This is a genomic window from bacterium (assembly GCA_035703895.1).
Classification (GTDB): domain Bacteria; phylum Sysuimicrobiota; class Sysuimicrobiia; order Sysuimicrobiales; family Segetimicrobiaceae; genus Segetimicrobium.
Map to the genome: position 1 here is coordinate 1 of DASSXJ010000203.1, position 12599 is coordinate 12599.

General features: G+C 64.4%; 16 protein-coding genes. 12 read left to right on the top strand and 4 right to left on the bottom strand.

Features of this window, described 5'->3' with window-relative positions:
* Together VFP86_13660 and VFP86_13665 are read left to right on the top strand one after the other, a co-directional pair.
* A partial coding sequence (locus VFP86_13660; protein HET9000684.1) for a hypothetical protein occupies positions 1 to 420 on the top strand: 420 nt, incomplete at its 5' end.
* A 2-nt stretch (positions 421 to 422) separates the two neighbouring features.
* Positions 423 to 1268, top strand: a complete 846-nt coding sequence (locus tag VFP86_13665; GenBank protein HET9000685.1) for a class I SAM-dependent methyltransferase — start codon at positions 423 to 425, stop codon at positions 1266 to 1268.
* Between the two features lie 197 nt (positions 1269 to 1465).
* Here the strand turns inward: VFP86_13665 and VFP86_13670 are convergent, their stop codons facing one another.
* Entirely contained in the window at positions 1466 to 1894 is a 429-nt protein-coding gene (locus VFP86_13670; protein ID HET9000686.1) for a hypothetical protein, read from the bottom strand.
* Positions 1895 to 2476: 582 nt separating this feature from the next.
* On the opposite strand from VFP86_13670, the gene VFP86_13675 reads away from it, so the two are divergent.
* The 7 genes from VFP86_13675 to VFP86_13705 all read left to right on the top strand — a co-directional run bounded on the left by VFP86_13675 (position 2477) and on the right by VFP86_13705 (position 7816).
* The gene (locus VFP86_13675) at positions 2477 to 2761 is read left to right on the top strand and encodes a hypothetical protein (GenBank protein HET9000687.1); all 285 of its coding nucleotides are present in this window, start codon (positions 2477 to 2479) and stop codon (positions 2759 to 2761) included.
* 369 nt (positions 2762 to 3130) lie between these two features.
* Positions 3131 to 4903: an SLC13 family permease gene (locus VFP86_13680; GenBank protein HET9000688.1), complete on the top strand. Its 1773-nt coding sequence runs from the start codon at positions 3131 to 3133 to the stop codon at positions 4901 to 4903.
* 168 nt (positions 4904 to 5071) lie between these two features.
* Positions 5072 to 5737, top strand: a complete 666-nt coding sequence (locus tag VFP86_13685; GenBank protein HET9000689.1) for a hypothetical protein — start codon at positions 5072 to 5074, stop codon at positions 5735 to 5737.
* Positions 5738 to 5904: 167 nt separating this feature from the next.
* The gene (locus tag VFP86_13690) at positions 5905 to 6267 is read left to right on the top strand and encodes a metalloregulator ArsR/SmtB family transcription factor (protein ID HET9000690.1); all 363 of its coding nucleotides are present in this window, start codon (positions 5905 to 5907) and stop codon (positions 6265 to 6267) included.
* A gap of 5 nt (positions 6268 to 6272) precedes the next feature.
* Positions 6273 to 6764: an SRPBCC domain-containing protein gene (locus VFP86_13695; protein ID HET9000691.1), complete on the top strand. Its 492-nt coding sequence runs from the start codon at positions 6273 to 6275 to the stop codon at positions 6762 to 6764.
* 119 nt (positions 6765 to 6883) lie between these two features.
* The gene (locus VFP86_13700; GenBank protein ID HET9000692.1) at positions 6884 to 7294 is read left to right on the top strand and encodes a hypothetical protein; all 411 of its coding nucleotides are present in this window, start codon (positions 6884 to 6886) and stop codon (positions 7292 to 7294) included.
* A 27-nt stretch (positions 7295 to 7321) separates the two neighbouring features.
* A complete protein-coding gene (locus tag VFP86_13705; protein HET9000693.1) occupies positions 7322 to 7816 on the top strand; it encodes a hypothetical protein in 495 nt (164 codons plus the stop codon).
* A 356-nt stretch (positions 7817 to 8172) separates the two neighbouring features.
* On the opposite strand, the gene VFP86_13710 is transcribed toward VFP86_13705, so the two are convergent.
* The 3 genes from VFP86_13710 to VFP86_13720 are packed head-to-tail and all read right to left on the bottom strand — an operon-like array spanning position 8173 to position 10761.
* Entirely contained in the window at positions 8173 to 8976 is an 804-nt protein-coding gene (locus VFP86_13710) for an ABC transporter permease (GenBank protein ID HET9000694.1), read from the bottom strand.
* A complete protein-coding gene (locus VFP86_13715; protein ID HET9000695.1) occupies positions 8973 to 9749 on the bottom strand; it encodes an ABC transporter ATP-binding protein in 777 nt (258 codons plus the stop codon). The genes VFP86_13710 and VFP86_13715 overlap by 4 nt, the downstream gene beginning before the upstream one ends.
* Before the next feature lie 4 nt (positions 9750 to 9753).
* Positions 9754 to 10761, bottom strand: coding sequence for an ABC transporter substrate-binding protein (locus VFP86_13720; GenBank protein ID HET9000696.1), 1008 nt, complete (start codon positions 10759 to 10761; stop codon positions 9754 to 9756).
* A gap of 182 nt (positions 10762 to 10943) precedes the next feature.
* Between VFP86_13720 and VFP86_13725 the strand changes: the two genes are divergently transcribed.
* From VFP86_13725 to VFP86_13735, 3 genes are all read left to right on the top strand, one after another.
* Positions 10944 to 11771 carry a sulfite exporter TauE/SafE family protein gene (locus VFP86_13725; GenBank protein ID HET9000697.1) on the top strand — a complete coding sequence of 276 codons (828 nt, stop codon included), beginning with the start codon at positions 10944 to 10946 and terminating at the stop codon, positions 11769 to 11771.
* Positions 11768 to 12193 carry a DUF1634 domain-containing protein gene (locus VFP86_13730; protein HET9000698.1) on the top strand — a complete coding sequence of 142 codons (426 nt, stop codon included), beginning with the start codon at positions 11768 to 11770 and terminating at the stop codon, positions 12191 to 12193. The genes VFP86_13725 and VFP86_13730 overlap by 4 nt, the downstream gene beginning before the upstream one ends.
* A gap of 82 nt (positions 12194 to 12275) precedes the next feature.
* The coding region (locus VFP86_13735) for a hypothetical protein (protein ID HET9000699.1) at positions 12276 to 12599 on the top strand (324 nt) is incomplete at its 3' end.

Here is a 12599-nt window from a genome sequence, read left to right on the forward strand (position 1 = left end):
CTGGGGCGCTCCTTCACGCTGTTCAAGATGCTGGCGGGGGTGATGTGGTCCAAAGGTTATCAGGTAACGGACGCCGAGGTCCGCGAGCTGTATAACGCCATGGACCGCCACGATGGCCTTTTCTACCTCGCGGGAGCAGCGGGCTTCGTGGCCGATCACAAAGCGCAAGGCGATCGGCTCGACTTCGACCGCCTCTTCAAGGCTTATCGCGGCCAGTTCCCGTTCCTGGTGGGCGGCAGCGACGAGGATCCCTTTGAACATCGGCAGGTCGACCTCGCGCAAAGACGGCTGGGCAAGCTCGGCCTCCAGATCGAGCGCTTGCCCGGCGGTCACCTCACCACGCATGAGCAGCCGCAAGCCTTGGCGGCATTGATCGCGAAGTTCGAGCGAGGACTTTCAACAACACCTCAGGAGCCTTAGCCATGACCACCAATACGGAATCCGTTCGCGACCATTACCAGGCCGGGATAGAGGACGAGACAAAACTGCTCGCCAAGCTCAACCGCATCATCGATGAGATGGAGCCACCGCTGACGGCGGAAAAATTTGCGGGCTTCGACCAGTTTCATGTGGGCGGCCTTGCCGCGACCGCGGAATTGGCGAAGCGTAGTGAAATCACGCGCCACATGCGCGTGCTGGATGCCGGATCCGGCCTTGGCGGTCCTTCTCGCTTTCTTGCGGAAACATTCGGCTGTCATATCACTGGTGTGGATCTCACCCCGGCCTACGTGGCCGTCGCTACCCTTCTCGCGGAACGCGCCGGCCTCAGCGGCAAAGTAAGTTACCACGTTGGAAGCATTACCGAGCTGCCCTTCGAGGATGGCGGCTTTGATGTTGTCTGGAGCCAGCATGTGGTCATGAACATCGCAGACCGGGCCGGGCTCTATCGCGAACTCCGCCGCGTCCTGAAAACGGGCGGGACATTCGCCTTTTACGATCCGTACGTGCCCGACAATGGTGAGACACCACATTATCCCGTGCCGTGGGCCGAATCGCCCGCGACAAGCACGCTCCTTACCAAGAAAGCGACGGTCGCCGCCTTGGAGGGCGCAGGCTTTAAAGTGCTGGCCTTCGATGACATCACGCAAATAGGCGTGAACTGGATTGCGAACCAGCAACAGCAGCTCCGGCAAGCCACACAGCGGAACATCGCGCTAACGACCGGCATGGTCGTGGGCGAGCGCATGCGCGAGATGGTGGCGAACTTCGGCCGCAATCTCGTGGAGGGGCGCTTGCGGCTTGTCATGGGCAAATGCCACGCAGCGTAATTACCTTTGTTTGGGAGGCCACGGCTGTAACAGAAGCGGTGTTGCACGAGCAATCCATGACGCCGGCAAGGGGCGACCGGGCGGCACGGCAGCCCGCCCGGGTGCGGATCGATATCATATTCTTCTCGGTGCCCCGGAAGACCGGGATTCAGACCGAAAGCCCCCGGCCTGCTGGGGGCACCATCACGATGAAGGCCCTAAAACGAACCCAGCGGCGGCCCGGCGATGAATCCCACCGTCTCCTTCTTTAACCAGGAAGGCCGCGCCACGAACAGCAGGGGACGGGGCATCTGACTCATCGTGATGGCGACGACCGTGGAATTGGCAATGCCGATGATGATGCCGTCATATGAGTAAATGCGCGCGGGGTACGGCATCAACAACATGAGATGCGCTCGAATGCTTTCACCCTCGTCGACCCAAGCCTCCGGACGGCTGGAGATGGCTTGATAGAGTACTTGGGGGCGCCCCAACCGTGCCACCACGTCAGTTTCGGCGCTTCCCGCTTGTATGCCGTCATTTGTCGTGTATAGGCTCCGGGGAACGTTCAGCGTCAGGGCGCCATTCGGCGTGCATTTTCGATACCCCCTACCGTTCATCCCCACGGCGGTCTCGTCGGTAAGCATCGCTGAGTAGCCCGCTACAATGTGGATCGCAGCAACGACGGATTGAGTCCCGTACGTAGACGGGCTCAACGTCAACGCTAACCCCCTGCTCGGATAATAGAATAGGCTGACCGTATCTTTGTCGTCCCCCGATGGGTTCAGTAAACAGAATGCCGGCGGAGCTCCCAAGGTCGCCAATACCCCAGTATCCGCCATGCCAAATGTTATTCGCCCGACCCCGGCCCCGGGAACAATGAGCCATCTTGGTTCAGCAAAGACAGGAACGACTGATCGGAGAATAACGGCGAGGGAGACTACGGAGAGGAGAAACCGATAGGCTGCCCCGCCTCGCAGCCTGAAGACGTGATTCGCCATTCCGGGTGTATGATACTCGCTTGGGGGGGCGCGTCACTTCATCCCTCCGACGGTTTTCTCGATTTCGTTCGTGTGAACGTCGTCGTCCCTTTGGGTCACCCAATGGAGCGCAATACGCACACAGAAAGGAGCATTCCACCCGTTCCCCGAAGACCACTTCTGCGGTGTGCCATGACACCGTCCCCGCCTGTGTGTGTCACAATCCGGTATGTTGAGGGGGTGAGGCAAGTGCTCACACACAAAGAACTCGAAGGGTGCAAGCGGGTCATCGAAGAAACTCTGACTGCGTTGGGGCGCGAGGACGTGGGGGTCGGCGACGTTGCCGAAAAGAGCGGGGGCATGCTGGCCGTCGCGCTTTCCCGAGGGGCACACACCCAAACGGTCGAGGTGCGGATTGATGAACTGCGAGGGAAGGAACAGGCGCGGACCACGATGGGTCGCGCAATCATTGGCTTGAGCAAGGCCATCGAGAAAGAAACGATCGAGACCGCCGAACGGCTGGCGCGAGAGTGACTCAATCGTGTGGACGACGTATGCGATTGGGGATACGGCCGGCCGCGTATGGCAGTTCCTGCGCCGGAATGGCAAATCCAGCTTGACGGCCGTGAAGCAAGGCACGAGAGCCCCCGAACCGATCGTGCTCATGGCCATCGGTTGGCTTGCCCGTGAGGGGAAGGTCGGTTTGGATCGCGAGGGGCGAAGCCTTCAGCTTTGGCTGACCGAGTAGCGTCGAGCGGCCGGCAACGACGCGCGGTGAGGTAAAAGCAGACGGCCCCCATCTCATCCGAACCGATCGAAGCCCTGCTCATTCGGGTCCCGTTCTTTCACACGCTCGATCGTGTCGACCTTGCTCGGCTGGCCGGAGCCCTCGAAGAGGTCCGGCTGCCGGCGGGCACGCAGATCTTCTCCGAAGGCGCCGAGGCCGATGCCATGTACCTGCTCGCCGGCGGTCGTGTGGAGGTCACGCTGGGTGCCGGGGAAGGCGAGAAACAGGTGGCTGTCCTGGAGGCCCCGTCGTACTTCGGTGAGCTCGGCCTGCTCCTCGCGCGCCGAACCGGTTCCGTCCGGACATCGACAGATATTCTCGCTTGGAAGCTTCCGCGCGAGCGATTTGACCAGCTTGCCCAGGAACGAACCGCTATTGCGCTCGCGGTGGCAAAGTCCCTCGCGCTGCTGCTTGATCAGCGGTCACGCGAGCGCGTCGGGGCGCCTGTCGCAGAACCGCCGGTAGTGCCGGTTGACGCCCCAGAAGCTGGGCCCCGATCACGGCGGCGGGTTCCCGGAGCCGTGATCGCGCTCGGGCTCCCGTTCGTGCTGTGGTGGACCGCGCCCCCCACCGGCATGAGCGTCCAGGGGTGGCACGTGAGCCTCACGGTCATCGGGGCGGCCCTGGCCTGGCTGTTCGAGCCCGTGCCCGATTTCGTCACGGCGCTGGCCATGACGACGGCATGGGGATTGTTGGGACTCGCCCCGCTCTCGCTTGCGTTCGCAGGCTTTTCGAGTTCGTCCTGGTTCATCGCGCTGGCGGCGATGGGGATCGGTGCGGCCATGTCCCGGTCGGGTCTGTTCTTTCGCCTCGTGCTGTTTTTTCTCAGGATCCTGCCGACCACATACGCCGCCTACGTGCTTGGGCTGCTCGCGGGCGGCGTCACCGTCACCCCCCTCGTCCCAGTCCCGTTTATTCGCGTGGCCACGATGACGCCGCTGGTGCACGAGCTCGCGCAAGCCCTCGGCTACCCCGCCAGGAGCCGGGCGCGCGCGGGCCTGGCGGCCGCCGGTTTCATCGGATTTGGCTTCTTCGGGATGGCGTTTCTCACCGGTCGCGTAGAGAACTTCTTCCTGATCGGTCTCTTGGGGCATCCCGATGACACGCGCTTCAGCTGGATCCCGTGGCTGGTCGACGCGGCCCCTGTAGGGGGAGTCATGCTGGTCGGGGCGGCGGTGATGTTGTTGACACGATACAAGTCTGCGCTGACACCACGAGTGACCCTCGACGTCCTGCAGCTCCAGCTGCGCCTCCTGGGCCCCCTCTCACAACGCGAGATGATCACCCTCGCCGCGCTGGCCGTGCTGCTTGCCGGTTTGTTCGTGGAACAGCGTCTCCACGTGGATGTCGCGTGGATTTCCTTAGCCGCGTTTATCATCGCGCTTGCAGGAGGGGTGATCGACCGAGCGAGCTTTCGGGGATCGATTGAGTGGGGATTCCTGATCCTCTTTGCCGTGCTGCTGAGCACGGGAGGAGTGCTGCGCAGCGCCGGCGTTGACCAATGGATCGCCGCGGCCCTGGTGCCGCTCGCCCGAACGGTCGGCAATCCAGGCGCGCTCGTGGTGCTCCTGGGGGTATTGGTCAGCGCCTCCCGCGTCGTGCTGCCGGGCACCCCGGCGATTCTGTTGTTTAATCTTGCCTTGGTGCCTGTGGCATCGCACGTGGGGTTGTCTCCGTGGGTCGTCGGTTTTGTTATCATCGCGGCCGGGACCCCGTGGGTACACGCCAGCCAAAGTGCCTTCCTCCGCCTGACCGAGGAGATGACGAAGGGGGAGATGATCACGCAGCACGAGGGGACCGTTGTCGGCGTCTTCATGACGCTCATCACCCTCGTCGCAATTGCGCTGAGCGTGCCCTACTGGCGCGCGCTCGGGTTGATCTCCCCGTAAGAGCAGATGGCCAGGCATCCTCGACGCATATGCGGATCTCCTTCACAAGACATTCATAATCTCTTCGAAACTTTGGAGTAGCCTGCTCCGTAGAATCTCGTGATTGGGATCGTCACCGGAGGCGGTGGCGAGCGTGGAAAGTCGTGGTTTTCAGCGAGGAGGCGCACCATGAGAAAATTCGTAGCCACGACGTTGGGAGTACTTGTTGCCACCCTGACCATGGCCGGCATCGGCCAGGCGCAGGGGTTTCCCACCGTGCAGGGAACGATTCAGGCAGTTGATTGCCAGACGAACGCGCTGGTATTGAGAGCGCAGGACGGGACACATGTGTTTCCCGCCGGCCCCTCTACGGCGGTGTTCGTGAATTCCACCCCGGTCAGCCTGTGCGCGCTGCAACAGTACATCGGCAGCAGTGCGACCGTATCGATAGCGCCCTATGCCAGCCAGTGGGTGGCGGAGCGGGTGGACGTCTACATCGCGGCCACCCCTTATCCCGCTCCGGCCGCACCCACCTACTCCACGGTGCCACCGTGGCTCGGAATCGTCGTAGGAACGATTATCGTGGGCGGCTTAGTGTACCTGCTGGTGCGCGGGCATGATGGCGCTCTTCACCGTTATCCCTACTCTGGACGATACGATCAACAGTATGGTCCCTACTATGGTCCCTCTCCCTACCAATATGATCCCTACCAGCGGGGTCCTTATCCACGGGCTCCCTACGGATACGGTCCGTACCAGTACGGTCCCTACCAGTACGGTCCCTACCAACAGTGCTCTAACCGCGCGTACGATGGGTGGTGTCGCGGCCGCGATGCCGGTGACAGCAATCGGTAATCTGGCGAGCCACATCGTTCGGCAATAGAGACAGGAGGAGCGGGCGCACTACTCGCTCCTCCTGTCCTTTGGGCGCATCAGTGCGACCGCAGGGGTGAAACGGCCCCCGCACAGAGCCCTGCTTGACCCATCTGAAATACAATCATATAGTTGTGGATGGTGACAGCATGCCTGCGATGAGCCGCCCGAGCGCGTCGACGACGGATCTCGACGCGATCTTTGGCGCTCTGGCCCACCCGACGCGGCGCGCGATTCTCTCTCGCCTCCGAAGCGGACCCGCCTCGGTGGGGGAGCTGACCGGGCCTTTCCGCGTTTCCCAGCAGGCGATTTCCAAACATATCGCCGTCCTCCAGAAAGCGGGGCTGATCACGCAGCGAAAACACGGGCGGAACTCCCGATGCGTCCTGCGTCTCGTGCCTCTCAAGGAGGCCGACAAGTGGATCGAATTCTATCGCCCGCTCTGGGACGAGCGTTTCGAGAAACTCGCGGGCTATCTCGAGTCGGCCAAGAATCGAACCCACGAAGGATAACCCAAGTGGAAGCGCGCAAGCTCACCCGCCGCCGGATCTTCCACGCGTCGCCCGAGGAAGTGTTTCAGGCGTTCGTCTCCGCCGAGGCGCTCAAGGAGTGGTGGTCGCCCGAGGGCTACATTGTGATCGAGGCGCACGCCGACGTGCGAGTGGGAGGTCAGTATAGTTTGGTGATGCGTACGGAAACCGGTTCCGAGACGGTGTACGTTCGCGGCTCCTACGAGGAGATCGCGCCGCCCCACAAGCTCGTGTTCACGCATATGTTTGAACACCGGGGCAGCGACGCGCCGTTTGTGCGGGTCGGTCTTGCCGCCCATCTGACCCGCGTCACCGTGGAATTCAAGGCCCACGGAAGCGCGACTGAGCTGGTCCTCGTGCAGGAGCATATCCCAACGCCGGATGCCGAAGCGCTGGTCAGGGTCGGTTGGGAGGGCATCTTTGACCACCTCGCATCGTACCTGGGGCGTGCCGGCAGAAGCGACCCGCGGAACGCTTGATCGCCGCGCTTGACTTTCAAGAGAAAATATACAATCATGTGGTTGTAAAAAATCGAGTCCGGCCGCCGCGCGGGTGACCGGCCACGTCCGCTGCCGTATCTCAGAGGAGGGGGACGACATTGCCGACAGAACTCGCACGCAATCCGTGGGGGATCATCCTGCAGCACCAGGAGGACCGTATCGTGGAGCTGCGGTGGTTGCCGTCTACCGCGAGCATGGCCGACGGCGCGTTCAAGGCGACGCTGGCGCTGTTTGCCACCGAGGCGGAAAAGGTGCGGCCGTCCTTCCTCCTGATTGACGCGCTTCAATTTCGCCATACGTTCGGCGAAGGGGTGATGGCGTGGCGGGACGATCACATCATTCCCCGCTACGGCGCCGCGGGCGTGCGGAAGTTTGCGTTCCACGTGCCTGAGGGTTTCCCGAACACGATGGAATCGGGAGGCACGGAGGCCGTCGAGGACCCGGCGATTTTCCCCACGGCATGGTTCTCCAAGAGAGAGCACGCTCTGGAGTGGTTTCGGAAAGCATAACCGCGCGGACCAACGGAGAGCGTGCCGATGACTCTGGCGACAGCAGGGATCCTTGCCATGACGCTGAGCTTCGTGGCGTGCATCGCGGCGGCAACCTGGCACGTCGCCCCTTGGCTCTCGCGCCGGAGTCGGGCCGACGCCCTCATTCCACTCCTCTGGGTGCACGCGTTTCGCCACGTCGCATTACAGATTCTCTCAGCGCAGAAGTCCGGGTTCCGTGTTTCCGACGGACTCCGCGATGAGATTCTCTATGGGGACCTCGCGGGGATGGTCCTGGCGTTGCTCGCCATCTTCGCCCTCCGCAGTCGCCGCGGCGCTGCCATCCCGTTGGTGTGGCTGTTCGTCGCCGCCACCGCCGTCGACCTCGTCAACGGCAGCATCGGCGGGATGCGGGAAGGCGCGCTTGGCCAGGCTTCCGGAGTGACCTGGCTCATCCTTACCTTCTACGTTCCCATCCTCTATACGAGCCTCGGGCTCATCGTCTGGCAACTCTTACGCCGAAGGGGGGAACCACTCGGCTAACCTTGTGATGGGACAAGCCCCCGCCGAATGGACCTTCGGAGGCACGATCAACGCCTAAAAAGTAGCCCCAAAGGGCAGTAGAGTATGCAGCGGGCCGCGCGCCCGACGATGATGCTAACACGAACGTATGTGGTCAGAATGTGGCTCGGGGACGGCAACCTAGACTCAAAGCATCGATCACCCTTGACCTACGCCCTCTTGCTCAAATTCGCCGGTCGGTCCCGCAACGCCGTCCCCGCGGCCGCTCTTTGCAGGTTCCCCGTCCGCCCGCGCAGCGGGTGAAGGGCAGCGGTCCACCCCCATGAACACCACCCTGACCTTCGGGGCATCCGCCGCCTCGATGACGTAGGCGGCGGTCACTCTACGCCGCGCACCACCATCCGCTCGAACCACCGCAGGACCCAGGTCGAGAGCAACCCGAAGACGGACAGCACGGCGATCCCGGCCATGAGCCTCGTCGTCTGCAGCAGGTCGCCGGCGTATAAAATCAGATAGCCGATCCCGCGCGTGGCGGCGATCATCTCGGCGGAGACGACGAGGAGGAGCGACATCCCTGTGGCCAACCGCAGTCCTGCAAACACCACGGGAAGGGCGCTCGGGATCATCACCTTTTGGATGATCTGCCACCGGCTGGCCCCCAGGCTCTGGGCCGCCCGCATGAGGGAGGGATTGGCGCCGCGCAGGCCCGTCACGGTGCTGATGAACACGGGGAAAAAGGCGCCGACGGCGATCACGGCGATCTTCGACGCTTCTCCAATGCCCAGCCAGAGGATGATCAAGGGCAGCAGGGCGATCTTCGGTATCGGGTAGGCGAGGGCGACCAGCGGGTCGATCACGGCCTCGGCCCGCACGGAAACCGCGGCGAGGGTCCCGAGGGCGACCCCCGCGGCGCTGCCGATCGCGAATCCGCCCAGGATCCGTGCGAGGCTGGGCTGCACGTTCCGCCACAGGTCCCCGCTCGCCGCCATTCGCCACAACTCCACGACGACCGCCGAAGGGGGAGGCAGGAACACGCGGGGGAAGATGCCGGCCCGGGAGACCGCCTCCCACGCCAGCAGCAGCACCGCCACCGCGGCGACGCGCAGATACGTGTGCGGGCGAAGGTCGGGCTCGCCCCGGGCCTCGGCGTACACGACCCGCTCGTGTACCTGGGTGCTCACGCCGACTGCTCCGCCATGGCGGCGCGTGCCTCGTCTTTGGTCATCGCCCAGATCTCCCGGGTGAACCCGACGAACGCGGGCGACGCCTGCATCGCCTCATCGCGGGGCCGGGGCAACGGAACGGACAGCACGGCACGGACGCGGCCGGGCCGGCGCGACAGCAGCACGACGCGATCGGCGAGATACGCGGCCTCGTGGATGTTGTGGGTCACATAGAGCACCGTCCGGGATTGCCGCTCGCACAACCGCAGCAGCTCGTCCTGCATGAGGTCGCGGGTCTGCGCGTCGAGCGCCGAGAGCGGCTCGTCCATGAGCAGCACCGCCGGGTCCACGGCGAACGCCCGCGCCAACCCCACACGCTGGCGCATTCCACCCGAGAGTTCCCGGGGGAACCGGTGCTCGAACCCCTCGAGGCCGACCGTCCGGATCAGCTCCCGGGCGCGAAGGACGCGGTCGCGCGGCGGGACCCCGCGGACCTCGAGCCCGAACACGACGTTGTGGAGCACGGTCCGCCACGGGAACAGCGCAAAATCCTGAAACACCATCGCCGTGAGGGGGCGGCCGCCGAGCGCGCCGCCGAACTCGACGCGGCCGGAGGAAGGAGCAAGAAGCCCACCTACGATGAACAGGAGCGTCGACTTCCCACACCCGCTGGGGCCCAACAACGCCACGAACTCGCCGGCCTGAACCGTAAACGAGACGCCGTCCACGGCGACGATGGCGTCGCGACCCCGCGTATACGTCTTGCAGATCTGGTCGACGCGGACCTCCACCGCGTCAATGCCTCAGGGCGTTGATGGCGTCGTGAAGGAAGCTCCCATCGACAACCTGATCGACCGGGCGCGGCGCCGTCACCATCCCGTTCTGCACGTACCAGGCGAGCTGATGCTCGAGGTCGAGGGTGTACAACCGGGCGTCGTGGTCGATGTACGGGAGCGAGTCCTGGACCGCCGACTCGGGCTGCTCGATGCTGCGGGCGGTGAGCGAGACGATCTCCCCGCACACGGGCCGGCGCGGCTTCGCAAGACACGCATCGAAGTAGTCGCGGGTCGCGTGGACGTACGCCTTCATGAAGCGGACCCCCAGCTCGTGGTCCCGGCGCATCCGCTCGCCGTAGAATACCCCGGTCACCTGGTTGACGAGGCGATCCCCCACCCAGAACAGCACTTTCCCCCACCCCTGCTGCTCGGCCACGCGGCCAAACGGCGGCGAGAGAATCGCCGCCGCGATCTGGTTCGTCTGGACCGCCTGCACCACCAACTGGATCTCGCGGAGCGGCACGAGCTCGACGTCCTTGTCCGAGAGCCGCTCCCGCTCAAGGAGTTTCCCGATCTGATAGTGGAACGTCGAGCCGAGGGTCGTCAGCCCCAAGCGTTTCCCCCGCAGGTCGCGCAGGCTGCGCACCCCTTGATCGTATGTCGTTTTGGAGACCACGACCGCATTCAAGGGGTACCCGGGCCGCTCCTGACCCCGGTCCGCGACGAGCCAGATCTTGGCGCCGCCGGCGGAGAGGTTGAACAACGTGCCGGTGATGCCCGTCGCCCCCACGTCGATGTCCCCGGTCACCACGGCCGTGGCCACCGGAGCGGCCGCGCCGAAGTAGACAAAGCGCACGTCCACGCCCTCCTGCCGAAAATAGCCTCGGTCCTGCGCGACGAAGAGCGGCGCGCCGCCGACCAATTTCAACGTCCCCACGCGCACCGTCGCCGGCTGCTGCCCCGCCGCCGGGATGGCCAGGAGCACCGGGATGCTCACGAGACTCAGCAGATGACGCCATCCTCTCACGTCCGATCTCCCCTGCGTCGTGATGCTCGCATCTTCTCCGGCGTCTCGACCGTCCCCCCCTCAACCACCGGGGAGGCGGCGGCGAGGCGGGGGTCGAGCGCGGGCGCAAAGGAGAGCCTCACACCGCATAGAATCGGCTTCCCCGGATCGAACAGAGAGCGAACGTCCGGCAGGGGGAACCCGTGTTCTTCTGGATTTTTCTCTTTTCGGTGGGCGCCGGTATCGGGGGAGCGATCCTCGGCTTGGGCGGGGGCGTCATCATCGTCCCGGCCTTGACCCTGCTGCTCAACCTGCCCATCCGGTTCGCGATCGGCGCGAGCATCGTGGCCGTGATCGCCACCAGCAGCGGCACGGCGTCGGCCTATATCCGAGACCGTCTGACGAATCTCAGAATCGGCATCGCGCTCGAAGTCATGACCACGATGGGAGCGCTGTCGGGGGCGCTCATCGCGGGCCACGTCTCCCCGCGCTGGTTGTACATCATCTTCGGCCTGCTCCTCGCCTACTCGGCGATCGCGCTGCTCGGCCGGCTGAAGATCGAGTTGCCCGGCGAGGTCCCCTACGATCCTCTGGCGTCCCGCCTCCGGTTCGCCGGCGTGTACTACGATCAGGCGCTCCGCCAGCGGGTCCCGTACATCGCCACGGGGGTGGCCCCCGCTGGGGTGATGATGTACGCCGCCGGGATCTTCTCGGGCCTGTTGGGCATCGGGAGTGGTCTGTTCAAGGTGCTCGCGATGGACATCGCGATGCGGCTTCCGATGAAGGTCTCGACGTCGACCAGCAACTTCATGGTCGGGGTGACCGCGGCGGCCAGCGCCGGAGTGTACTTCTCCCGTGGCGATATCCACCCGATCATCGCGGCGCCGGTTGCGCTCGGCGTGCTGCTGGGCGCCTGGATCGGCGCCCGGGTGATGGGGCAACTACGAAACACCACGATCCGGAAACTGTTCATCCCGGTCCTGGCGATCGTGGCGGTGAGTATGATCTACAGGGGGCTGACCGTCCGATGAAAACCCGTCCCGACCTGCAGGATCTGTCCGGCGATTCGGGGCTCCGCCCGATGGTGAGCGCGGTCCTGCGCTACGGGGTGCTCCTCGCCGCGGTGGTCATCGTCATCGGTCTCGTCCTCTCCGTGATCCAGGTCGGGTTCAAGACGTTCGTCTCGATGCCCCGCGTCCGCGTCCCCGAGGTCAGCACCGACCTGACCTCCCTGCGGGCGGTCTTTCGCGAGCTGCTGCCCCCCATCCCGGAAGGGCTCATGGACGCGGGGGTCCTGCTGTTGATCGCCACGCCGGTCTTGACGGTGGGCGCCTCCACCATCATGTTTGCGGTCGAGCGGGACTGGCTGTACGTGGCGATCTCGGGGTTCGTGTTCGTCGTGCTGATCCTCGGATTCGTGCTGGGAGGTCGGGGCGCGCTCGGCGGAAGCTAGCGGCCGCGGAGCGTTTGGGTCTGCCGGCCCCGGGGAAAAACCAACCTGACCCAGTACGCCTTGGTGACCGGAGGTGCTCTTGATGATCCTCACACTGATGGCGATCATCGTGCTGTTGGCCGGCGCGCTCCTTGCGCAGATGAACGCGTCCTCCCTGCACACGCCGTTCTCGCTGAGTGTCTCGGGAATCTCGGTGGTCCCGGTGTCGAATCTTCGGGCCCTCGCGGCGGCCGCGGGCGTCGTGGCCCTCCTGTGGTTCGCCGGTATGATCGACCTGTTGGTCGTGCGGGGCCGCGTGCGAAGACGAGACGCGCTCCTCGTGGAGAAGGACCAGGAGATCGCGCGCGTCAAAGCGTCGGCCTACGACCAGGAGCAGCCCGCGCTCGCGGATGTGAAGATGCAGCTC